At 57.8% G+C, this 21,635-nt stretch carries 23 protein-coding genes; 16 read left to right on the top strand and 7 right to left on the bottom strand.

The genetic code is table 11. The features are described 5' to 3' along the window. Positions 1-132: 132 nt before the first annotated feature. Both GOX21_RS05000 and GOX21_RS04995 read left to right on the top strand, forming a co-directional pair. On the top strand, positions 133-1,119 hold the full coding sequence (locus GOX21_RS05000) for a fatty acid desaturase (RefSeq protein ID WP_170375865.1): 987 nt from the start codon (positions 133-135) through the stop codon (positions 1,117-1,119). Between the two features lie 96 nt (positions 1,120-1,215). Continuing rightward, complete coding sequence (locus GOX21_RS04995) at positions 1,216-1,830, top strand: helix-hairpin-helix domain-containing protein (RefSeq protein WP_170375863.1); 615 nt, start codon at positions 1,216-1,218, stop codon at positions 1,828-1,830. A gap of 58 nt (positions 1,831-1,888) precedes the next feature. Here GOX21_RS04995 and serS read toward each other — a convergent pair whose 3' ends face one another. Then, positions 1,889-3,181, bottom strand: coding sequence for a serine--tRNA ligase (gene serS / locus GOX21_RS04990; RefSeq protein WP_170375861.1), 1,293 nt, complete (start codon positions 3,179-3,181; stop codon positions 1,889-1,891). 71 nt (positions 3,182-3,252) lie between these two features. Continuing rightward, positions 3,253-4,917: a mechanosensitive ion channel family protein gene (locus GOX21_RS04985; protein ID WP_170375859.1), complete on the bottom strand. Its 1,665-nt coding sequence runs from the start codon at positions 4,915-4,917 to the stop codon at positions 3,253-3,255. A gap of 201 nt (positions 4,918-5,118) precedes the next feature. On the opposite strand from GOX21_RS04985, the gene yajC reads away from it, so the two are divergent. The 10 genes from yajC to GOX21_RS04935 all read left to right on the top strand — a co-directional run bounded on the left by yajC (position 5,119) and on the right by GOX21_RS04935 (position 12,029). Next, entirely contained in the window at positions 5,119-5,406 is a 288-nt protein-coding gene (gene yajC, locus GOX21_RS04980; protein ID WP_058280646.1) for a preprotein translocase subunit YajC, read from the top strand. Between the two features lie 33 nt (positions 5,407-5,439). Continuing rightward, entirely contained in the window at positions 5,440-7,101 is a 1,662-nt protein-coding gene (gene secD / locus GOX21_RS04975; RefSeq protein ID WP_170349110.1) for a protein translocase subunit SecD, read from the top strand. A 1-nt stretch (position 7,102) separates the two neighbouring features. Next, positions 7,103-8,071, top strand: coding sequence for a protein translocase subunit SecF (secF, locus tag GOX21_RS04970; RefSeq protein ID WP_170375857.1), 969 nt, complete (start codon positions 7,103-7,105; stop codon positions 8,069-8,071). Beyond that, positions 8,052-8,810 carry a sulfite exporter TauE/SafE family protein gene (locus tag GOX21_RS04965; RefSeq protein ID WP_254428447.1) on the top strand — a complete coding sequence of 253 codons (759 nt, stop codon included), beginning with the start codon at positions 8,052-8,054 and terminating at the stop codon, positions 8,808-8,810. Before secF ends, GOX21_RS04965 begins: the two co-directional genes overlap by 20 nt. A gap of 9 nt (positions 8,811-8,819) precedes the next feature. Further along, entirely contained in the window at positions 8,820-9,173 is a 354-nt protein-coding gene (locus GOX21_RS04960) for an Mth938-like domain-containing protein (protein WP_170375855.1), read from the top strand. A gap of 66 nt (positions 9,174-9,239) precedes the next feature. After that, positions 9,240-9,854, top strand: a complete 615-nt coding sequence (gene ccmA / locus GOX21_RS04955; protein WP_170349107.1) for a heme ABC exporter ATP-binding protein CcmA — start codon at positions 9,240-9,242, stop codon at positions 9,852-9,854. Next, on the top strand, positions 9,851-10,507 hold the full coding sequence (gene ccmB, locus GOX21_RS04950) for a heme exporter protein CcmB (RefSeq protein ID WP_170349106.1): 657 nt from the start codon (positions 9,851-9,853) through the stop codon (positions 10,505-10,507). The genes ccmA and ccmB overlap by 4 nt, the downstream gene beginning before the upstream one ends. 61 nt (positions 10,508-10,568) lie before the next feature. Continuing rightward, positions 10,569-11,342 (top strand): heme ABC transporter permease, encoded by a 774-nt coding sequence (locus tag GOX21_RS04945; protein ID WP_170359058.1) that lies wholly within the window; start codon positions 10,569-10,571, stop codon positions 11,340-11,342. Then, entirely contained in the window at positions 11,339-11,497 is a 159-nt protein-coding gene (ccmD, locus tag GOX21_RS04940) for a heme exporter protein CcmD (protein ID WP_170349104.1), read from the top strand. The genes GOX21_RS04945 and ccmD overlap by 4 nt, the downstream gene beginning before the upstream one ends. Further along, the gene (locus tag GOX21_RS04935) at positions 11,490-12,029 is read left to right on the top strand and encodes a DsbE family thiol:disulfide interchange protein (protein WP_170375853.1); all 540 of its coding nucleotides are present in this window, start codon (positions 11,490-11,492) and stop codon (positions 12,027-12,029) included. The genes ccmD and GOX21_RS04935 overlap by 8 nt, the downstream gene beginning before the upstream one ends. A 76-nt stretch (positions 12,030-12,105) precedes the next feature. On the opposite strand, the gene acnA is transcribed toward GOX21_RS04935, so the two are convergent. Further along, complete coding sequence (acnA, locus tag GOX21_RS04930; protein WP_170375850.1) at positions 12,106-14,796, bottom strand: aconitate hydratase AcnA; 2,691 nt, start codon at positions 14,794-14,796, stop codon at positions 12,106-12,108. 218 nt (positions 14,797-15,014) lie between these two features. Here acnA and GOX21_RS04925 point away from each other — a divergent pair, with 218 nt between their 5' ends. Beyond that, a complete protein-coding gene (locus GOX21_RS04925; RefSeq protein ID WP_170375849.1) occupies positions 15,015-15,716 on the top strand; it encodes a DUF1223 domain-containing protein in 702 nt (233 codons plus the stop codon). Here GOX21_RS04925 and GOX21_RS04920 read toward each other — a convergent pair whose 3' ends face one another. From GOX21_RS04920 to purB, 4 genes are all read right to left on the bottom strand, one after another. Next, positions 15,717-16,640 (bottom strand): lysophospholipid acyltransferase family protein, encoded by a 924-nt coding sequence (locus GOX21_RS04920; RefSeq protein ID WP_170375847.1) that lies wholly within the window; start codon positions 16,638-16,640, stop codon positions 15,717-15,719. 97 nt (positions 16,641-16,737) lie between these two features. Beyond that, positions 16,738-17,829: a flagellar motor switch protein FliG gene (locus GOX21_RS04915; RefSeq protein ID WP_170349099.1), complete on the bottom strand. Its 1,092-nt coding sequence runs from the start codon at positions 17,827-17,829 to the stop codon at positions 16,738-16,740. Between the two features lie 68 nt (positions 17,830-17,897). Next, complete coding sequence (locus tag GOX21_RS04910; RefSeq protein WP_170349098.1) at positions 17,898-18,440, bottom strand: tetratricopeptide repeat protein; 543 nt, start codon at positions 18,438-18,440, stop codon at positions 17,898-17,900. Between the two features lie 379 nt (positions 18,441-18,819). Beyond that, positions 18,820-20,124 carry an adenylosuccinate lyase gene (gene purB, locus GOX21_RS04900; RefSeq protein ID WP_170375845.1) on the bottom strand — a complete coding sequence of 435 codons (1,305 nt, stop codon included), beginning with the start codon at positions 20,122-20,124 and terminating at the stop codon, positions 18,820-18,822. 88 nt (positions 20,125-20,212) lie between these two features. Here purB and GOX21_RS04895 point away from each other — a divergent pair, with 88 nt between their 5' ends. From GOX21_RS04895 to GOX21_RS04885, 3 genes are all read left to right on the top strand, one after another. Further along, complete coding sequence (locus tag GOX21_RS04895) at positions 20,213-20,545, top strand: hypothetical protein (protein WP_170375843.1); 333 nt, start codon at positions 20,213-20,215, stop codon at positions 20,543-20,545. Further along, on the top strand, positions 20,542-20,964 hold the full coding sequence (locus GOX21_RS04890) for a DUF6314 family protein (RefSeq protein WP_170375842.1): 423 nt from the start codon (positions 20,542-20,544) through the stop codon (positions 20,962-20,964). Before GOX21_RS04895 ends, GOX21_RS04890 begins: the two co-directional genes overlap by 4 nt. A 76-nt stretch (positions 20,965-21,040) precedes the next feature. Then, the gene (locus GOX21_RS04885; protein WP_170375840.1) at positions 21,041-21,628 is read left to right on the top strand and encodes a biotin transporter BioY; all 588 of its coding nucleotides are present in this window, start codon (positions 21,041-21,043) and stop codon (positions 21,626-21,628) included. The last annotated feature ends 7 nt before the right edge of the window (positions 21,629-21,635 follow it).

Genomic DNA, 21,635 nt, shown 5'->3' with positions numbered 1-21,635 from the left:
CGTGACAGTCCCGCTGCCGCAGGCTAGCATTCGCCTGTGTGCATCTGTTTTTTGTGCGCGCTGCTTGATTACAAGCAAAACGCAAATAGTTTCGTGGTGATATTAATTGGGCCAAACGTGGGGACAGGCTGAATGAATTTGCGGGAATATACGCGACAATATGCGGTACAGGACAATCGGCTGGCCGCGCTAAGCTATTTTGGGACCTTCGCCGTTTATTTCGCGTCGCTGACGCTGGCAATTATCTATGTCGACCGCTGGTACATCATGATCCCTGCCGGGATCGTCTTTGCCTTTTCAGCTGTGCGTCTTTACGTTTTGCAACATGATTGCGGCCACCATTCCCTGTTTGAGACCCGCGAGCAGAATGAATGGGCCGGGCACGGTTTGTCACCCTTCACCTTTGCGCCGTTCGAAGTGATGAAGCAGAACCACAACCTGCACCATTCGGGGATCGGTAATCTGGAACACCGCGAAACGGGTGAAATCCACACCATGACCCTGCGGGAATGGAACGCTGCAGACTGGAAAAAGCGTTTGTTCTACCGCCTGTATCGCAACCCGTTCATTTTGGTTCCGGTTGGTGCGTTGTTCACCTATTTTATTCGCTACCGCTGGCCCAAAAACACGGTACGGTTTGGTGTGACCGGAGTTCTGCTGCACAATCTGTCGATCGTGATCTTCCTGGGGCTGCTTTACCTGATCGCGGGCACGACCGGTATTCTGGTCTGGCTGGTGTTCTCGTTGCTGGGGGGGATGCTGGGTGTGTTCCTGGTCTACCTGCAGCATAATTTCGAAGATACGTATTGGGACCGCCGTCCGGACCTTGATCCGCAACTGGCAGCTTTGCAGGGGTCTTCTGCTTTGGATTTTGGTTGGTGGTTCGACAATGCGGTGGCGTGTATCACGCTGCACGACATCCACCATTTCAACGCCCGTATTCCATCCTATCGGCTGCGGGCGTGCCACTATAACCTGCCGCCTGAATTCACCCCGCGTCGGATCAAGTTCCCCGAGGCGGTGGCGGCGCTGAATTTGAAACTCTGGGACGAAGATGCCAAGCGTCTCGTGCCATTCCCCAAAGAAGATAGAACCGGCACTCTGGCTCACGGCAGTTGACGCAAAGACGTCGCCGAAACTGCTCGCCGATTAGCAGGCGTCTGTGCCCAGTGTGCATTCAATTGAAAATGTAGGGAGAGAAAGGAAGGCTTAGTAATGACCGCAGTGACCGACGTTAAGGGTGTAGGAAAGGCGCTTGGGCAGGCGCTGATCGCCAATGGGTACAAAACCGCTGAAGCCCTTGCCAAAGCCAACCCTGCCGACCTGGTCAAGGTTCCCCGAATTGGTGCCTCTAGCGCGCCTCTGTTGATCGCCGCGGCGAAAGAGGCGATTGCAACCAAGCCCGCAGCGAAAGCGGCTGCGGCAAAACCTGCAGCCAAAAAGCCAACTGCGGCCAAGACTGCCAGACGTGCGCCCGCGCGCAAACCTGTGACGCGCAGGCCTGCCGCCCGGAAAACCGTTGCAGCCGCCGCTGCCGAGAAACGTGCCGAAGAGGCCGCGCGCAAAGCTGCCGAGGAAAAAGCCGCCGCGGAAGCCAAGGCGCGCAAGAAGGCGAAAGCCAAGGCCAAGGCCGAAAAGGCCGCCAAAAAGCTGCAAGAGATGGAAGCCGCGATCTCAAAGGCCAAGGACAAGGTGAAGGCCAAGGCCAAGAAAGACAAAAAGTCCAAAAAGGACAGTAAGAAAAAAGATCAGTCCAAGAAGGGCGGTAAGAAAAAAGACCAGCCCAAGAAAGACAAAAAGAAGAAGGGTAAGAAAAAGACGAAGAAGTAATCCTCCTTCGCCTTACGTTCTGCAAGACCGGCACTACGCTATACGGGTGCCGGTTTTTTTATGCCAGCGTGCCGTCCAGCTGCAGTGTTCGTTTGCCGCCCAGGTATGGCGCCAGCACTTCGGGCAGGGTCACGGTGCCATCCTCGTTCTGTCCATTTTCCAGAACCGCAATCAGGCAGCGTCCAACCGCCAACCCAGAACCGTTCAGGGTGTGGACATATTCCGGCTTACCGCCACCTTCGGGGCGGAAACGTGCGTTCATGCGGCGGGCTTGGAAAGCACCGGTGGTCGAGACCGAGCTGATCTCACGGTACGTGTCCTGCCCAGGCAGCCAAGCCTCGATATCAAAGGTGCGGCGCGCGCCAAAACCCATGTCGCCCGTACACAGAACGACGGTGCGGTAGGGGATGCCCATTTGCTCCAACAGGTCCTCTGCGCAGCGCAGCATGCGTTTCTGTTCCTCATCCGACTTGTCGGGATGCGTGATCGAAACCATTTCGACCTTTTCAAACTGGTGCTGGCGTAGCATCCCGGCGGTGTCCTTGCCCGCGCTGCCGGCCTCGGACCGGAAACAGGCCGTGTGGGCGGTCATGCGGATGGGCAGGGCGGTTTCGTCCAGAATGTCACCGGCCACGGAATAAGTCAGCGTCACCTCGGACGTTGGAATCAACCACCAGCCATTGGTGGTCTGATAGCTGTCATCGCCGAATTTCGGCAGCTTATCAGTGCCGTACATCGCCTCATCGCGGACAAGAACCGGAGTTTGCATCTCGGTCAGGCCGTTCTTATCGATATGGGTGTCCAGCATGAACTGGGCCAGCGCACGGTGGATACGCGCGACACCCTTCGACAGGTTTACAAAACGGCTGCCGCTGGTCTTGGCGGCGGTTTCAAAGTCCATCGCAGCGGCGACGGCGGGAATGTCGAAGTGTTCTTTCGGAGCAAAATCGAGTTCGCGCGGGGTGCCCCAACGGTTCACCTCGACATTGTCGTTCTCATCCGCACCTTGCGGCACATCCTCGGCGGGCAGGTTGGCGATGCGTGCCAGTTGGTCGGTTAGCAGCGCGTCCAGATCCTTGGCCTCGTTCTGCATGCGGGCGATTTCGGTCTTTTTCTCAGACACCAATGCGCGCAGACGCTGGAATTCATCCTCGTCCCCGCGCGCTTTGGCGGCACCGACCTCTTTGCTGGCCTTGTTCTGCTCCGCCTGAGCGGTTTCGGCGGCCAGAATCTTGGCCCGGCGGCTTTCGTCCAGCCGCAGCACATCTGACGACACCGGCGCATCCCCACGGCGCGCCAGGGCGGCGTCGAAGGCGTCAGGGTTTTCGCGAATGGCGCGGATGTCGTGCATGGTTCAGATCCTTAATGCGTGAATCACTAGGATCGCTTATGCACCATCTGAAAGGCAGGGTGTAGCACCGGTTACGACTTATCGGTGTCCTCGTGTGTTTCATGCGCCAGATGCCCGTCCCATTCTTCGGCGGGTATCTTCGGTTCGGGCGGATCGGCCATGTAAGACGGCGTCATGATCTGCACGTTGTTTTCGTTGAACACTGCCACGATGTTGCGGTGCAGATCCGAGCGGATTTTGGGGATGATACTGCCCCGCGTCGTATAGCCATTGATCTGATAATTTATCGCGTAGTCGGCCAGTGCAGTCCACAACACGAATGGCTCGGGCTTGGCTTTGATCCCCTTGGTGCGCTTGGCGGCTTCGATCAGCATAGCCTCGACCTTCTCAGGTGGCTCCTCGTATCCGATGCCGACTGTGGTGTGCAGTAAAAGCCCACTACCATCTGTTTTCTTTGAAAAATTCACGACATCCGAATTCATCAATTGCGCATTGGGAATCGATATCAGCTCATTCTTGATGGATTTCAGGTGGGTTTCCATTAGCTTGATCTGCACCACATCGCCAATGTGGTCCCCGATCTGAATACGGTCCCCGATCGAGGTTGAGCGGCGGTAGATAACGAATAATCCAGCCAGCATGTTGGACACGACCGAATTCGCCCCCAGCGATAGCATAGCGCCAACCAATATGGTCAGGCCCTGAAACGCGGCCGAGTCCGACCCCGGAATGTAAGGAACGGCGAAAACCAGCGCGATGAGGATGACGACGACGCGGGCGATATTGAAGGTCGGGTTGACCCAGTGCTTCTCGAAATCGCCCATATCGAACGACCCGGCCTCAACGGCATCAAAGAACACGCGCATGCCCTTGATGATGTACATCGTGACCCAGGTGATCAGGGCCAGCATGATCATGTTGGGGATGTAAGAGAGAATGCCTTTGAAGATCAGCAGAACCGGTTCGGTCAGGTAGGTCAGTAGTAATTGCGCAAAATAGCGGGTTTCGGCAAAGGCGAGCAGAACAAAGGACAGGTAGTAGTAGAAGCCCAGGAAAAAGATAATGAGCAGAACGAAATTCAGACCATACCTGACCAGTGCGGCAATCGCCTCGGCCTGAACACTTTTGGCAGTGGCGGTTTCCACATCCCGCAAGTGGCGTTTGACAAATTTTAGCGTGCGCCGCCTGATCCTGCGATGCATCCACAGGATCGCAACGATGAAAACGGCAAACCCAAGGGTCCACGCGGCGGCTTCGATCGCGCCGGATACGCGGGCCTGTTCCGTGCGATTAGCCCGATAGCCAAGGATGGCTTCTTCGATGGCCTGACCGTGTAGGAAGCTGAGAACATCCAGCTCCATCTGGTCCAGATCAGCATCTGCCACGGTCACAATGGACACGATCACACCATCCGCGCGAATTCGGATGCCAAGCTCGGTCTCTTCGAATGAAATGTCGACCGAGGGGTCTTCTGAGGCCTCGGCAACCTCGATGATCTTGTTCTGGACACTTTCCGCCCGTTCCGGCGCGGGCAGGGCGCTAGAGCCGCGCAGGAAGAAGAGCATATCGCCGTCCACGATGACGGGGGCTTTGAAACTGTCTGTTTCCTCGGCCTCGGGTTCAACGATATCGGTGGGCGTTTCCTGTGCCCCAAGCGGTGCTGCAAGACACAAAATCAAGGCCAGCAATGACAGCAAAAGCGTCAACGATTGGAATGGTTTGTAACGAGCTGTCATTGTCCCTCCTCAGGTTTGACTATAGCTGAGTTCAGGCCTCTGCCTAGGACATATCTGCAACGCTTTGACGCGAGTTCATGCGTTGGGATCAGGTTCAGGTGGGTCACAGCACCGCCTTTGCTTGCAAAGGCGCATCTCAGGGCATAGGTTCCCGCCAAATTTGCGGAACCGTGCCGCAATCCAAAGCAAAAGGAATATCCCATGGAAGGTGGCGCATTCGCCCAGTTTCTCCCGCTGATCCTGATCTTCGCGATCATGTATTTCCTGCTGATCCGTCCGCAGCAGAAGAAGATGAAGCAACATCAGGCGATGGTCGAGGCCGTGCGCCGGGGCGATCAGGTTGTCACCCAGGGTGGTCTGATCGGCAAGGTGTCGAAGGTCAAGGAAGGCGAGAACGAGGTCGAGGTTGAACTGGCCGAAAACGTCAAGGTTCGCGTGGTCAAGTCGACTATTGCGCAGGTTCTGAATAAGACCGAGCCGGCGAAGTAACTTCGCGCGACAATTCCTTGAAAAGGCAGGGTAATGCTGCAAATTAATACCTGGAAGCGGGTTCTGATCTGGTCGGTCTGTGTGATCGGTCTGCTGATGGCCCTGCCGAATGCGTTTTACACGCGCGTCGAGCAATCCAACGATGCCAAAGCCGCGATTGAGCTTGGCATCGACACCCCCGAGATGCAGGCCCAGGCCGCACAATGGCCCAGCTGGTTGCCGTCGTCGCTGGTCAATCTAGGCCTCGATCTGCGGGGCGGTGCGCATCTGCTGGCCGAAGTGAAGGTCGAAGATGTCTACGAATCCCGGATGGAGGCGATGTGGCCGGAAATCCGTGACGCGCTACGCGATGAACGCGCGACTGTTGGTACGATCCGCCGGCAGGATTCGGCACCGGATGAGATTCGCGTTCGCATCAGCCAGCCCGAGGGCATGTCCCGCGCGCTGGAGGTTGTGCGCGGTCTGGCCCGTCAGGTGCAGACGCTGACCGGAGTGGGGGCTACCGATATCGAAGCACGCGCCGATGGTGACACCATCGTCGTGCAGTTGTCTGAGGCCGAAAAGCTGGCCTCGGACGATCGCACCGTGCGGCAGGCTCTGGAAATCATCCGCCGCCGGATTGACGAGGTCGGTACGCGAGAGCCCACAATTCAGCGTCAGGGTGCAGACCGTATCCTGATTCAGGTGCCGGGCATTGGCAGTGCAGGTGAACTGAAAGAGATCATCGGCACCACCGCTCAACTGACTTTCAACTCGGTCGTCAGTCGCGGCACCGACCCGGACGCTGTTCCGGGGATAGGGCAAGAGGTCGTCCCGTCCATTGACGAAGATGGCGTTTATTACATCATCGAATCCGCCCCGGTTGTGACGGGTGAGGAACTGGTCGACGCGCAGCCCTCGTTCGACCAGAACGGTCGCCCGGCAGTCAGTTTCCGGTTCAACACGTCCGGCGCACGCAAGTTTGGCGACTACACGCTGGAAAACATCGGCGCGCCCTTTGCGATTGTATTGGATGACGAGGTGATCTCTGCCCCGGTGATCCAAAGCCATATTCCGGGCGGGTCGGGTATCATCACCGGTAACTTCACCGTTGAAGAAAGCACCAATCTGGCGGTCCTGTTGCGAGCGGGTGCATTGCCTGCGGGGCTGGAGTTCCTTGAAGAACGCACCATCGGTCCCGAGCTGGGGCAAGACAGCATCGATGCCGGTAAAGTGGCAACCATCGTGGCCTTTGTCGCGGTGCTGACCTTCATGGCGCTTAGCTATGGTTTGTTTGGCGTGTTTGCCAACATTGCGCTGATCATCAACGTCGGGCTGCTGTTCGGTCTGCTGTCGCTGATCGGGGCCACGCTGACCTTGCCGGGTATTGCGGGGATTGTCCTGACGGTCGGTATGGCGGTGGACGCCAACGTGCTGATTTTTGAGCGTATCCGCGAAGAACTGAAATCCGCCAGAGGCCCGGCGCGTGCCATTGAGCTGGGTTATGAAAAAGCCCTGTCGGCTATTCTGGACGCAAACGTTACCACTTTCATCACCGCCGTGATTCTGTTTGCCATGGGCAGCGGGCCGGTGCGCGGGTTCGCGATTACGCTGGGCCTGGGTATTCTGACCTCGGTCTTTACCGCGATCTTCGTGACGCGTTTGATGATCGTGATGTGGTTCGAACGCCGTCGTCCGAAAATGATCGAGGTTTGACATGAGACTGAAACTCGTACCCCAGAACACCTCGTTCGATTTCTTCAGCCGCTGGAAGGTCTGGCTGGGTATCTCGGCCCTGATGATGGTCGTGGCGTTTACGTCTTTCATGCTGCAGGGGCTGAACTTCGGTATCGATTTCCGTGGCGGGACCACGATCCGGACCCAATCCGCACAGGAAATCGACGTCGGCGCCTATCGCGACGCGATCTCTCCGCTGGAGCTGGGCGACGTGAGCATCACCGAGATTTTCGACCCTACCTTTGGGCCGGATGAAAACGTCGCCATGATCCGCATTCAGGCGCAAGCGGATGCCGAGGCCGTCTCGGCCGCGACGGTTACCGCCGTGGAACAGGCTCTGAAAGTGGCAGCGCCGGATATAGAATTTGTGTCCGTCGAATCCGTCGGCCCAAAGGTCTCCGGTGAGTTGATCCAGACCGCCGTGATCGCGGTGGTTTTGGCGATTGGCGCCGTGCTGGTCTACATCTGGCTGCGCTTCGAATGGCAATTCGCTTTGGGAGCAGTTGCCGCGTTGGTCCATGACGTGATTCTGACCATCGGTATTTTCTCGGAACTACAGATTCGGTTCGATCTGGCCATTATCGCGGCGCTTCTGACCATCGTGGGTTATTCGCTGAACGACACTGTGGTCGTGTTCGACCGCGTGCGTGAGAACCTGCGGAAGTACAAGAAGAAAGATCTCAAAGAGGTTCTGAACATCTCGATCAACGAAACGCTCAGCCGGACGGTGATGACCTCAGTGACCACGCTGCTGGCGCTGATTTCGCTTTACGTGTTGGGTGGGGATGTGATCCGAGGTTTCGTCTTTGCGATGATCTGGGGTGTGATCGTGGGAACCTATTCTTCGGTCTTTGTGGCTTCGACCATCTTGCTGTGGCTAGGGGTCAAACGCGACTGGTCCAAGCCGTCCAATACGGCGGGCAATCAGTTTGCCAACATCGACGCCTGATATATTCGGCCAGTCCCCAATGGGGCTGGCCGTTATCATTTTTGCGGCTTTCCTAGGCGGCGTTGTTCGCGGGTTTTCCGGATTCGGCACCGCACTGATTTTCCTTCCTCTTTCCACACCTTTCCTTGGTCCATTCGGAGCCATCATCGGCCTGACCATAATGGACATCTTCGGCCCATTGCCGAACCTGCGTCGCGCTTGGCATGTTGTGCATCGCAAGGATCTGTTGCGGCTGTTGGTGGGCTGTGCGCTGTTGCTTCCTGTAGGGTTATGGGTGCTGACCAAGGTTGAACCCGAGGTTTTCCGCTATGCCGTCAGTCTGCTGGCTCTGTTCATGCTGGCCGTGCTGATCCTTGGTTTGCGGTATCACGGCCATGTTGGCCGGGGGATGGTTGCGGGAATTGGTGCAGCGGCCGGGTTTCTGGGCGGCGTGGCGGGTTTGCCAGGCCCGGCGGTAATCCTGTTTTACATGTCGCGCCCCATACCGGTCGAAGTGATCCGCGCCACGATTTTATTGTTCCTGTTCGGGTTCGATTTCCTCCTCCTTGGGTTCCTGACCGGGATGGAGCGGATCACTTGGGCGGCGGCGGCATTGGGCCTTGCATTGGCCGTGCCCAATTTGCTGGGCAACTGGCTGGGCGGTTGGTTGTTCCGGCCCGCGTATGAAAAGCTGTATCGCGCTGCGGCTTACCTGGCGATTGCGGTTGCGGCCTTGTCGGGCCTACCGCTTTGGGGCTAGAACACGGCCATGCGCCTGAATGAGATTTCCTATACCAACGCAGTCCCGGTTGACGGGTATGGCCCGGGCTTTTTTCGGATCGGTGGGCAGGTTTATGAGGGAGCCGTTCTGACAGGCCCCGCCGGAACCACGACCTGGGACGGGTATGAGGACAACGCGCCGCTGCTGGAACTTTCCGATACCGTGGACGTTTTGTTCATTGGCACCGGGGCTGAACTGAATCACATTCCTGCTGATCTGCGCACGGCCCTGGAAAATGCCGGGATCGGAGTTGAGATCATGAACTCTCCGGCTGCGTGCCGCACGTATAACGTGCTGTTGTCCGAAGGGCGGCGCGTTGCGCTGGCCTTATTGCCGGTCTGATCTGTCGGCAGGGCCTGCGTCAAATCTCACCTTTTGCGCCTGACGGCAATGAGATAAGCGGGACCCATGACATTGACTGTGACCGATCTAGCCATCGCCCGTGGCGGCGTTCCTGTGCTTGAAGGGCTGAGCTTTGCTCTGCCGCCGGGCAAGGCGTTGATTCTGCGCGGGCCGAACGGGATCGGTAAGACGACCTTGCTGCGCACACTGGCCGGGTTGCAGCCGCCGCTGGCGGGGCGGATTGACGGGGCTGAGGATCAGATCGCATATGCCTCGCATTCCGACGGGTTGAAGCCGACATTGACGGTGGTTGAGAATCTGACCTTCTGGGCCTCGGTCTTTGGCACTTATGAAATTCAGCCCGCGCTAGACGCCTTTGCGCTGAACGAATTGTCTGATCGCCATGCTGGCAACCTGTCGGCCGGGCAAAAACGGCGGTTGGGTCTGGCGCGCATGCTGGTTACGGGGCGGCCAATCTGGATGCTGGATGAGCCGACCGTGTCGCTGGACCGCAACGCGGTGCAGATGTTCGCTGATGCCGTTCGCGCACATCTGGGGCAGGGCGGTTCGGCCCTGATCGCCACTCATATCGACCTTGGCCTGGACGGAGAAGTTCTGGATGTCGGCCGCAACAAGGCGAAACCCAAACCCATTGAAGATTTCGACGGAGGCTTCCTGTGATCGCCCTGTTGCTGCGTGACCTGAAACTGGCCTTCCGCGCGGGCGGGGGGTTTGGTCTCGGTCTGGCTTTTTTTCTGATCGTGACCGTTTTGGTGCCGTTTTCAGTAGGGCCGCAATCCTCGCTGCTGTCGACCATCGCGCCGGGTGTTCTGTGGCTGGGCGCGCTGCTGGCTTGCCTGTTGTCGCTGGACCGCCTGCTTGCACTGGATTGGGAGGACGGCTCGCTTGACCTATTGGCCACCGCGCCGCTGCCGTTGGAAGCGGTAGTAACCATCAAGGCGCTGGCCCATTGGCTAACCACTGGCCTGCCACTGGTTCTGGCCGCTCCGTTTTTGGGCGTGTTGCTGAACCTGCCAGTGCCGGGGTTTTTCTGGCTGGTCGTATCGCTGTTGATCGGCACCCCGGCAATGAGTGTCATCGGCACTTTTGGCGCGGCCCTGACCGTGGGCCTGAAACGTGGCGGATTGCTGCTATCCCTGCTGGTCCTGCCGCTGTACGTGCCGACCCTGATCTTTGGGGCCGAAGTCGCGCGCCGTGGGGCGACGGGGATGGAAACCCAGACCCCGCTGTTGATGCTAGCGGGGATCACCGCCGCGACAATCGCCCTATTGCCCTTTGCCAGCGCAGCGGTGCTGCGCATTAACCTTCGCTGACGTGGTCAAACTTTGACTGATGTCAATTGAGAACGAACCCGACTCGGACTAGATAAGGCCCATGTCTATCGCAGCCAAAGCCAACGCCCTCTGGGAATACGCCAATCCGCGCAAGTTCCTTGCCACCAGTGAACGGGTGATGCCGTTTTTCTGGGCATCATCGCTTGCCTGCATCGTGGTAGGGCTGGTGTGGGGGTTCTTCTTCACACCGGATGACTACAAGCAGGGATCGACGGTCAAGATTATCTATCTGCATGTGCCTGCTGCGCTGATGGCGATCAATTGCTGGCTGATGATGCTGGCGACCTCGCTGGTGTGGCTTGTGCGGCGCCACCATGTCAGCGCGCTGGCGGCGCGTGCAGCGGCCCCTGTGGGTATTGTGATGACCCTGATCGCGCTGGCGACCGGGGCGATCTGGGGGCAGCCAATGTGGGGCACCTGGTGGGCCTGGGATCCGCGCCTGACCTCGTTCCTGATCCTGTTCCTGTTCTATCTGGGCTATGTCGCACTTTGGGAAGCTATCGAAGACCCTGATACGGCGGCCGATCTGACCTCGGTCCTGTGTCTGGTCGGGTCTGTCTTTGCGCTGCTCAGCCGCTATGCCGTGAATTTTTGGAATCAGGGGCTGCATCAGGGCGCATCCGTGATGCGGGCCGCCGCCGTGACCGGGGCGGATACCGAAGAGAAGGTCAGCAATATCTATTTCTACCCACTTTTGTTGTGCATCATCGGGTTTGTACTGCTGTTCATTGCTCTTGTTTTGTACCGCACGGGCACGGAAATTCGCGCGCGCCGGGTCAAGGCGCTTTTGGCGCGGGAAAGGGTAAGCGGATGATCCCTGATCTCGGAAAATATGCCGATACGGTTCTCTGGTCCTATGCGGCCTCGATCGGATTGCTGGCGCTGCTGATTGTGTTCAGCATCGTACGTGGCCGCAAGGTCCGGGCCGAGATGGAAAAGGTCGAACAAAGGATGACGCGCAATGGCTAAAATCTCACCCCTGATGATTGCGCCGCCGCTGATTTTTGGCGCTTTCGCCGTTCTAGCGGGCATCGGCATGTTCCGCGATGACCCCAACGCGCTGCCCTCGGCCCGCGAAGGACAACCCGCGCCGCCGGTGGTCCTGACGGAATTCGCGGGCAAGACAGGGTTTGATGATGCCACGCTGCGGGACGGAGAAGTCAAACTGGTCAACTATTGGGCCAGCTGGTGCGCGCCGTGCCGGGTTGAACATCCCAACCTGCAGGCCCTGTCAGATGAGGGCATCCCCGTTTACGGCATCAATTACAAGGATCAACTGGCCAACGCCGAAGCCTTCCTGACCGAACTGGGCGATCCCTATGCCGGGATCGGACGGGACGAGCAGGGGCGTATGGGGTTGGACTGGGGCGTTTATGGCGTGCCCGAGACCTATGTGATCGATGGTAAGGGCACGATCATCCTGCGCTTTGCCGGGCCGATAACTCAGCGCGTGATCGAAAGCACGATCCGTCCGGCGTTGGAAAAAGCGGCAGGCAACTAAAGCCGCGATAGTATAACCAAATGAGAAATGAAAAAAGGCGTCCAATCGGACGCCCTTAATTTTATAGCGTGCAGGTTTAACCAGCTTTCGCCAAGTTCCGCAGCACATATTGAAGCACACCGCCATTTTCGACGTATTCGATCTCGGGCGCGGTATCTATGCGGCACTTGAGGGTGATGGTCTTTGTGGTGCCGTCGCCATAGGTGATAGTGCAGGGCACCTCTTGCAATGGTTCAACCTTATCCAGACCATCAATCGAGACCGTCTCATCCCCCTTTAGCCCTAGAGATTTCCGGGTGTCGCCGCCGGTAAATTCGAAGGGGATCACGCCCATGCCAACTAGGTTAGAACGGTGGATGCGCTCAAAGCTTTCGGCGATCACGGCCTTGATGCCCAGCAGCGCGGTACCCTTTGCCGCCCAATCGCGTGAGGACCCGGCGCCGTATTGCTGCCCCCCAAACACCACAAGCGGAACGCCCTGTTCCTGATAGGCCATCGACGCGTCGTAGATCGAGGTCTGCTGACCGTCCGGACCTTTGGTATAACCGCCCTCGACGCCATCCAGCATCTCGTTTTTGATGCGGATATTGGCGAACGTGCCGCGCATCATGACCTCGTGATTGCCTCGGCGCGAACCATACGAGTTGAACTCGCGCGGCTGGACCTGACGCTCTGTCAGGTACTTGCCCGCAGGCGAGGTTGCCGCAAAGGACCCCGCAGGTGAGATGTGGTCGGTGGTGACCATGTCGCCCAGAATGGCCAGAACCTTGGCGCCGTCGATGTTCGAGATGGTACCTGGTTCGGGGCTCATTCCCTGAAAATAGGGCGGGTTCTGGATGTAGGTCGAGGTCGGCGGCCAGTCATAGGTTTCCTGTTGCGGAACTTCGACCGCCTGCCATTTGTCGTCGCCTTTGAAAACGTCGGCATATTTCGACTGAAATGCCTCGCGGGTGACGGTTTCCTGCACCAGATCGGCGATTTCCTTCTGGTCCGGCCAGATATCTTTCATGAACACATCATTGCCGTCCTTGTCCTGACCGATCGGTTCCGAGGTCAGGTCGATATCCATGGTGCCCGCCAGCGCATAGACCACCACCAGCGGAGGGGAAGCCAGATAGTTGGCGCGCACATCCGGCGAAATCCGACCCTCAAAGTTGCGGTTGCCCGACAAAACCGAGGTAGCGACCAGATCGCCCTCGGCAATCGCTTCGCTGATTTCCTTCTGGATCGGACCCGAGTTACCGATGCAGGTGGTGCAGCCATAGCCCACAAGGTTGAACCCGATGGCGTCCAGATGCTGTTGCAGCCCTGCAGACTCAAGATATTCGGTTACAACCTGCGATCCGGGAGCCAGCGAGGTCTTGACCCAAGGCTGACGGTTCAGGCCCAGTTCATGCGCCTTTTTCGCCACCAGACCGGCCCCGATCATCACATAGGGGTTCGATGTGTTGGTGCATGAGGTGATCGAGGCGATTACCACCTTGCCCGATTCCATAGTGTAGTCTTCGCCTTTGACCGCGACTTCCTTGGCCATCGGGCGTTTGAAGGTCTCAGCCATTTCCTTGGTGAAAGCGGCTTTGGCGCCAGTCAGCGCGACATAGTCCTGTGGACGTTTCGGACCCGATATGGCTGGAACGATAGTGCCCATGTTGAGCGACAGTGTGTCCGTGTAGATCGGGGCGTAGTTTTCATCCCGCCACAGGCCGTTTTCTTTGGCGTAAGCCTCAACCAACGCCAGGCGATCCTCGTCGCGTCCGGTATTGCGCATATAGCGCAGGGTTTCGCCATCAATCGGGAAGAAACCGCAGGTCGCGCCGTATTCCGGTGCCATGTTGGCAATGGTCGCGCGGTCAGCCAATGGCAGGCGATCCAGACCGCTGCCGTAGAATTCGACGAATTTGCCAACCACGCCTTTTTCGCGCAGCATCTCGACCACTTTCAGAACCAGATCGGTGCCGGTAGTGCCCTCGACCATCGCGCCGGTCAGCTCAAAGCCGACAACCTCGGGGATCAGCATCGAAATCGGCTGACCCAGCATCGCGGCCTCGGCCTCGATCCCGCCAACGCCCCAGCCCAGAACGGCCATGCCGTTGACCATGGTGGTGTGGCTGTCGGTGCCGACCAGAGTATCTGGATAGGCAACTTCCTCTCCGTTCTGGTCTTTGTCGCTCCAGACGGTTTGGGCCAGATATTCAAGGTTTACCTGATGGCAGATGCCGGTGCCGGGTGGCACAACGCGGAAATTGTCAAACGCCGACTGCCCCCATTTCAGAAACTGATAGCGTTCCATGTTTCGTTCATATTCGCGATCCACGTTCATCTGAAATGCGCGCGGATTGCCAAACGCATCAATCATGACTGAGTGGTCGATGACCAAATCCACCGGGTTCAACGGATTGATCTTTTGCGCGTCACCACCCAGCGCCTTGATCCCGTCACGCATTGCGGCTAAATCGACGACGGCCGGGACGCCCGTGAAGTCCTGCATCAATACGCGGGCAGGGCGATAGGCAATCTCGCGCGGGTTTTTACCACCATTTGCGCCCCATTCGGCAAAGGCTTTGATGTCATCAACCGAGACAGAAAACCCGTCATCCTCAAACCGCAGGATGTTTTCCAACACCACTTTCAGTGCCGCAGGAAGCTTGGAAAAATCACCTAGACCGGCCTCTTGCGCGGCGCGAACCGAGTAATAGGCAATGGACTTGCCGTTCACGCTCAGGCTGCGGCGTGTCTTGGCGCTATCCTTTCCAACGGTAATGGGCATAGTTGGCCTCCCTTTCAAAATATTGGGTTTGGGGATTTGCTGATTGTTTTCTGGAGCATCATTGCCGTGCATTCAAGGCTTAGATACCTTGAGTTCTAAGTTGTATGCTAAAGTATACAATTCAAGGGCGATTGTTTTAAATCTCAAGAAACCTTGATTGGCGGTTGAGCGTCGATCCGTTTAAACCGGATAAGCACCCCAAAAGCCCGAGATTTCATATGTTCAGAATTACTCCTGTCACTGTGTTTGTTTCCCTGTTTCTGGCCACCTCAGCCCTGGCCGAGAATGACCCGGTTGTGGTCGAACTGTTCACATCACAAGGGTGTTCGTCCTGCCCGCCAGCCGATGAGTTGATGCATGATCTGGCACAACGTGACGATGTAATCGGACTGGCACTACATGTGGACTACTGGGACTATATTGGTTGGAAGGACGAATATGCCGATCCCAATCACACCCTGCGTCAGCGCGCCTATGCGCGTCAGGGCGGGCGGTCGATGATCTACACGCCTCAGATGGTTATCAACGGTCAGCAGGATGTGGTCGGTGCAAAGTCGCAGGAGTTGGAGTATCTGATCGATGCCCATCTCAAAGCTGCGCCCGAGGCCGAAGTGGTGGCGACCCGTTCGGGCAACGATGTCACGGTCGATGTGACGCCGGTCGAACTGCCAGAGGGTGAGGTTTTTGACGTGCGCGTGGTGCAGTATGCGCCGATGCGCCATGCCTCGATCCGCCGAGGAGAGCTGGCAGGGCATGAGCTGGACTATGCAAATGTTGTAGATACCTGGCAGGTCGCCGGGCAGTGGGACGGGGTGGCGCCGCAGAAGTTTTCGGCGGTGTTGACCTCGGACCTGCCAGCGGTCGTACTTGTGCAGAAGGTTGGGCATGGCCCAATCGTTGCCGCCACCAAGGTCAAGTGATCAGGGCATATCCTCGGGCTGAACGCCAAGTCCGTTCCAGGCTTTCCAGCGTCGGTGAATCCAGAACCATTGTCCCATGTGCTGCCGTACCATAGCCTCAAGATCATCATTGGTGAACTGGGTCATGGTCTTGGCGTCAGTATGCGGAACCGGGTCATGCAGGACGATTTCGAAATCAATGCCATTGGGTTGGCGGATAGCATAGCACGGGATCAGTTCGGCTTTGTATTTCATCGCCAATTCGGCGTTCAAGACGGATGTCACGGCCGGTTTGCCGAAAAACGTTAATTCTTCCCCGCCGTGGGCGTGCAGGTCTGAGACGATGGCAATGATGCCGCCACTCTTGAGGGAGCGCACCATCTCAACCATGCCGCGGCGGCCCTGTTCGAACATCGGCGCGCCGGTTTTGTAGAATGCGTCGACATACATATCGTTGAAATAGGGGTTTGCCATGCGACGATAGAGGCATCCGATGGGCTGTCCACTGCGGGTTTGCAGGGCGATCCGCGCTGCCAGGTAGTGACCGAAATGCGCGGTTATCATCATGACTGGTCGCCCTTCGGCCACGGCGGCGTCAAAGGCAGCAATGCCGGGGCCGGACACCTTGGCGCTGGCCTGCCGTTCCGTGAAGCCTTCTGGCGAAAAATGCTCCATGATGGCGCGACCTGCATTGTCGGGTACAGCACGACAGATGCGTTTTACCTCGGCGTCCGACAAGTCGGGGCGGGTGAGCTTCAGGTTGCTGCGCACGCGCTTGGTGAACCCGACCAAAGGGGCAAGCCCGCGTACGATGGCCCCCATCGTTGCGATACGCCGTTCATACGGCAACAGCCGCATTGCCCCGATTACACCTTTCAGAAACAGGCCGGTGACATAATATTTTCGAAGCGCCCCGCGGCTTAGTTCCGACTTTTCGACGGGCATAATCTGGTCTCACCGGCTGTTGCATTTTGCCGGGTCAGACATACAAGGCACATTCCGCGACCACAAGCATTCCTATAACCTAAACCGCGGCGCTTGCTTATTCCTCATTGTCTTCTTCGATCAGGGCGATCGTTCCTTCGTCAACCAGGGCACGAATAGCGCCAACAATCTGTGTCATGGCCTCTTCAGCCTCGGACTGCTTGACTTTGCCGCGTTCGCCGATTTCTTCGCGCAGGTTGTCGGCCATTCGCGATGACATGTTGGACAAAAGGAATTCGGTTGTATTTTGGTCATCCTCCGCAGTGGCCCCGGCCAACGCGGTGACCAGATCTGCCTGATCCACACTGCGGAGAACCGCCGGGACGTCGCGTGAAAGAATACGGGCTGGGATATGCGTAAAGGTAAAGATCGAACGGCGCACGACACTGGCGAAATCCGAATCCTCTTCGTCTAGCGCGGTCAGCAACCCGTCTCGGGTTGAGGCCGCCGACTGGTTCAGAATTGCGCCCACGCGCTCCCCGGGACCATCCGCAAACGCCTGCGACGGCCTTTGGTCCAGCTGAGCCGCCAGCGACCAGCCGATGCGTTCTACCGCCTCGGGTGTGACATTGGCGGTTTTCGAAACCGCATAGGTGATCTGACGGGCAACAGGACCGGGCAGATTCCCCAAAAGCTGCGCGGCCTTTGCGGTTTCCAGTTTCGATAGCATCACGGCGGCGATCTCGGTGCTTTCTGCTTGTGCCATGGCAGCCAGGTCTTCGGTTGGTACCTCGCGCAGCCGTTGCCAGGGATCACCAATCTGGCGCACTCCGGCCACCTTACGCAGCCGCGCGGCTGTAGCTGGGGCAATCTTACCATCCACCGCGTCCAAAGCACCGGCCAGACCGTGCGGGAAAGACAGGCCGACGCTGTCCAGCGCCTGTGCAAACTCCTGCGCCACTGCGTCCAATGTCACACGATCCACCAGCCCCATCTCACCCAGCTGATGGGTCAGTTTTTCCTGCAAATCGTCGGGTAGATCCTCTAGCGGGATATCCGCGCCTTCATTCAGCAGCAGCCGCACGACCACGGCGGCCTTCTGTCGGTTGCTGAGCGCGCGAGGAATGACGCGAGGCGCTTCACTGTCCGCCTGATCTGTCACCGGAGCCGCCCCCGGTGCCACCTGTATCAAAGTGTTTGTATCCTGCATCTGCCTGCGGTGCCATAGTTGCGTTCCACAGGCAAATTACGGAGAGTCGGGTAAAGAAAGGCTGAAGCTTAGTAGTTATAGGTCAGCCCGGTGCGGATTGCCTCGCGCAGCGACGCCTCGGCCCAGGTGCCTTCACCACCGCGCGCCTTGATCTCGCGCCATTGTGCAATTGCCAAATCGGTTTTCCCTTCGGCCACAAAGCCCTGACCCATATAGCTGCGTGCTAGGATATTGTCGGGGTTGGTTTCGATGGCGTTGGAATAAAAGACGTTAGCCAGTTCAAGCTCACCCATTTTGCGATAGGTAAAGCCCCAGTAGGTCAGCACACGATCATCGTCTTGATCCATAATGCGTAGAATATTCTGAGCGTTTTCTAACTGGCCGTCATATGCCAATTCCCGCACGGCTTCATACAGCTCATCTTGGGTGAAGTTGGTCTTGTCCGGCTTGACACAGCGCCCGGCATCCTTGTCGTAAACGCGGCCAAACAGGCATTTCTTGGTTGTGTTCGTTGGCTTGGGTGCGGCGCCGCTTCCACCGCCCGCAGCGTATGCCACCGGTGCAAACACAAAGGCCTGAAGGGCAATAGCTGAAACTAATACAAGACGCATTTTCCTACTCCGTTCTCTGGGCTGCTCTGATCAAGCATAGTGCGATCTGATAAAAAGCTAACAATCGCGGCCTCGCTTTTATTCACAAGTAGGAAATAAAATTCTCAGCTGTTTACGATTTTCGCGCAGGTTTGGGTTTCGGAATCCCAATATGTCCCGTCTGCGCAGGACTGGGTTTGCTTGGAATGGCCAGTACAGGCCAAAGCGACCGAAGCTGAAAACGTAAGGGCCAAGGCGCAGAGAATGGTGCGTATCATGCTATTTCTCCCGTTTGGAAACATACGCGCACCATAGCTGATTTTGACCCGTCTGGCAAAAGAGCAGGGCCCGGATCGCGTTGTGCGAACCGGGCCCATTGAACTGACTGAACGGTCAGGATTTATTCGCCAAACACGCGGGCGAAGATCGTGTCGACGTGTTTGATGTGGTAACCGAGGTCGAACTTCTCTTCGATTTCTTCAGGGCTCAGCGCTGCGGTGACATCGGCGTCGGCAAGCAGTTCTTCTTTGAAGTCGGTGCGATGTTCCCACACTTTCAACGCGTTGCGCTGAACCATGGCATAAGCATCTTCGCGGCTGACCCCTGCTTGCGTCAGCGCCAGCAGAACCCGCTGGCTCATCACCAGACCGGGGAACTTGTTCATGTTCTCCAGCATGTTCTCGGGGAAGATCAGCATCTTGTCGACCACGCCGGTTAGGCGGGCCAACGCAAAATCCAGCGTGATTGTCGCATCCGGGCCGATCATGCGTTCGACCGAGGAATGCGAGATATCGCGTTCATGCCAGAGCGCTACGTTTTCCATCGCTGGGATCACCGCCGCGCGCACCATGCGCGCCAGACCGGTCAGATTCTCGGTCAGCACCGGGTTTTTCTTGTGCGGCATGGCCGAGGAGCCTTTTTGGCCCATCGAGAAGAACTCGGCCCCCTCCAACACCTCGGTCCGCTGCATGTGACGGATTTCGATGGCGATGTTTTCGATGCTGCTGGCGATGACGCCAAGGGTCGCAAAGAAGGCCGCGTGGCGGTCACGCGGGATGACCTGCGTGCTGATCGGTTCAGGCACCAGACCTAGCTGATCGCAGACATGCTCTTCAACGCCGGGGTCGATATTGGCGAAAGTGCCGACCGCACCACTGATCGCACCGGTGGCGATTTCCGCACGGGCGTCGCGCATGCGGGACAGGTTGCGGTCCATCTCGGCATAGAATCGGGCAAAGGTCAGACCCATGGTGGTCGGTTCGGCATGGATGCCGTGGCTGCGGCCAATGCGGACGGTGTTCTTGTGTTCGATCGCGCGGCGTTTCAGGGCGGCCAGCAGGCTTTCGAGGTCAGCAATCAGCAGGTCCGCGGCGCGGGTGAGCTGTACGTTCAGGCAGGTGTCAAGTACATCCGAAGAGGTCATACCCTGATGGACAAAGCGTGCCTCTTCACTGCCGACATGCTCGGCCAGATGGGTCAAAAAGGCGATGACGTCATGCTTGGTGACGGCCTCGATCTCATCAATGCGGGCCACGTCGAATTCCACGTCCTTGGCCTTCCACACCGCCTCGGCGTTTTCGCGCGGGATGACTCCCAGATCGGCCATGGCGTCGCAGGCGTGAGCCTCGATCTCGAACCAGATGCGGAACTTGGTCTCGGGCGACCAGATGGCAACCATATCGGGGCGGGAATAACGTGGAATCATTGGCGGTGAGACCTTTTTGTGTTTGGGATAGAGCGTTGGCGCGGGGTTTAAACCCAGCCGCACAAGGGAACAAGGCACGAGTGCAAGTATGAGACGGTTTGCCCTGATTTTGGCCGTTTGGCCCGGTTTTTTGGCCGCCGAAGAGTTCCGGACACTGACCGGAGACGAGATTCTGGATGCCCTGACCGGCCAGAAGCTCGATTACGGGGACGGCGTCTGGCAGACATTCGATGAACCGATGCTGACGCAGTATTACTCGGGTCGCCCAAGCGCGGGCCGTTGGGCGGTGCGCGAGGATCGGTATTGCTCGGTCTGGCCGCCCTCTGATTTGTGGGCCTGCTATGACGTTCAGAAAAAGGGTGACGTGATCCGGTTCGTCGATGACAGCGGAGGCACCACCGACGGGACCTATGCCGAATGACCCAGCCGCGCAGCCTATCCGAGTTCGAAGGGAGCTGGAGTCTGAGCCGAACCATAAACGACGCGCGGGCAGGGCAGTTCGTGCAAGCCGAAGGTCACGCGGTTCTGCGCCCGGCTGAAAATGGGTTAATCTATGATGAAGAGGTTACGCTGCGCATTCCGGGTCAGGCCGAGATGACAGGCACCCGGCGTTACCTGTGGCGGGATGCAGGCGAAGGGATTGCGGTTCATTTCGAAGACGGACGGTTTTTTCATACATTGAAGCTGGAGCATTCGCAGTCTAGGGATCATCATGATTGTCCGCCAGACAGCTATGATGCGGTCTATGATTTCTCAGCCTGGCCGGTTTGGTCCGTCCATTGGACGGTGAACGGACCGCGAAAAGCCTATGAAATGAAAACCGAATACCGCCCTCGATAGCGCAATCATCTTGAAGTCTCGATGTGAAATGGGCCATCCTGTGCCCCAATTTCCATCCGAACGTGGAGAAACGAAAATGACTACAAATGTTCTGGCCGAAGCAATCGGTCCGCGCGAGGGTACAGCGCTGCGCGTGAAACAGGTGGCCTTGGTCGCGGTGGGTATCGTTACGCTGGCGATTGCCGCGAAGATTAAAGTTCCGATGTGGCCGGTACCGATCACCATGGGTACCTTTGCCGTTCTGACCATCGGTACCGCCTATGGTGCGCGTCTGGGTCTGATCACCATGCTGGGCTATCTGTTGATCGGCGCGCTGGGTTTTGACGTCTTCGCCGGGTCCTCGGCCGAGAAATTTGGGCTGACTTACATGATGGGCGGCACTGGCGGTTATCTGGTCGGCTACCTGATGGCTACCGTACTGCTGGGCGCGTTGGCCGCGCGCGGTTGGGATCGCTCGGTCGGGAAACTGGCGCTGGCGCTGGTGCTGGCAAATGTACTGATCTATGTGCCCGGCCTGCTTTGGCTGGGTCAGCTCTATGGTTGGGATAAGCCGATCCTGGAATGGGGTCTGACGCCCTTCCTGATGGGGGATGTGATCAAACTGGCGCTGGCCGCTCTGCTGATCCCCGGCCTGTGGAAACTGGTTGGCGACGCCCACAACTGATTTCCGA

The sequence above is a fragment of the Ruegeria atlantica genome, from assembly GCF_013032005.1.
Classification (GTDB): domain Bacteria; phylum Pseudomonadota; class Alphaproteobacteria; order Rhodobacterales; family Rhodobacteraceae; genus Ruegeria; species Ruegeria atlantica_A.
Note: the sequence above shows the minus strand (reverse complement) of the source record. Positions and strands in the feature narration are given on the sequence as shown.

Coding starts and splice junctions, on each gene's coding strand:
- GOX21_RS04945 (WP_170359058.1), top strand. CDS start 10,569: ATGTCTATCGCAGCCAAAGCCAACGCCCTCTGGGAATACGCCAATCCG.
- GOX21_RS04920 (WP_170375847.1), bottom strand. CDS start 16,640: ATGCCCGTCGAAAAGTCGGAACTAAGCCGCGGGGCGCTTCGAAAATAT.
- ccmA (WP_170349107.1), top strand. CDS start 9,240: ATGACATTGACTGTGACCGATCTAGCCATCGCCCGTGGCGGCGTTCCT.
- GOX21_RS05000 (WP_170375865.1), top strand. CDS start 133: ATGAATTTGCGGGAATATACGCGACAATATGCGGTACAGGACAATCGG.
- GOX21_RS04915 (WP_170349099.1), bottom strand. CDS start 17,829: ATGCAGGATACAAACACTTTGATACAGGTGGCACCGGGGGCGGCTCCG.
- purB (WP_170375845.1), bottom strand. CDS start 20,124: ATGATTCCACGTTATTCCCGCCCCGATATGGTTGCCATCTGGTCGCCC.
- GOX21_RS04995 (WP_170375863.1), top strand. CDS start 1,216: ATGACCGCAGTGACCGACGTTAAGGGTGTAGGAAAGGCGCTTGGGCAG.
- GOX21_RS04925 (WP_170375849.1), top strand. CDS start 15,015: ATGTTCAGAATTACTCCTGTCACTGTGTTTGTTTCCCTGTTTCTGGCC.
- GOX21_RS04895 (WP_170375843.1), top strand. CDS start 20,213: ATGAGACGGTTTGCCCTGATTTTGGCCGTTTGGCCCGGTTTTTTGGCC.
- GOX21_RS04890 (WP_170375842.1), top strand. CDS start 20,542: ATGACCCAGCCGCGCAGCCTATCCGAGTTCGAAGGGAGCTGGAGTCTG.
- GOX21_RS04885 (WP_170375840.1), top strand. CDS start 21,041: ATGACTACAAATGTTCTGGCCGAAGCAATCGGTCCGCGCGAGGGTACA.
- secF (WP_170375857.1), top strand. CDS start 7,103: ATGAGACTGAAACTCGTACCCCAGAACACCTCGTTCGATTTCTTCAGC.
- GOX21_RS04960 (WP_170375855.1), top strand. CDS start 8,820: ATGCGCCTGAATGAGATTTCCTATACCAACGCAGTCCCGGTTGACGGG.
- acnA (WP_170375850.1), bottom strand. CDS start 14,796: ATGCCCATTACCGTTGGAAAGGATAGCGCCAAGACACGCCGCAGCCTG.
- GOX21_RS04985 (WP_170375859.1), bottom strand. CDS start 4,917: ATGACAGCTCGTTACAAACCATTCCAATCGTTGACGCTTTTGCTGTCA.
- yajC (WP_058280646.1), top strand. CDS start 5,119: ATGGAAGGTGGCGCATTCGCCCAGTTTCTCCCGCTGATCCTGATCTTC.
- ccmD (WP_170349104.1), top strand. CDS start 11,339: ATGATCCCTGATCTCGGAAAATATGCCGATACGGTTCTCTGGTCCTAT.
- serS (WP_170375861.1), bottom strand. CDS start 3,181: ATGCACGACATCCGCGCCATTCGCGAAAACCCTGACGCCTTCGACGCC.
- secD (WP_170349110.1), top strand. CDS start 5,440: ATGCTGCAAATTAATACCTGGAAGCGGGTTCTGATCTGGTCGGTCTGT.
- GOX21_RS04910 (WP_170349098.1), bottom strand. CDS start 18,440: ATGCGTCTTGTATTAGTTTCAGCTATTGCCCTTCAGGCCTTTGTGTTT.
- GOX21_RS04935 (WP_170375853.1), top strand. CDS start 11,490: ATGGCTAAAATCTCACCCCTGATGATTGCGCCGCCGCTGATTTTTGGC.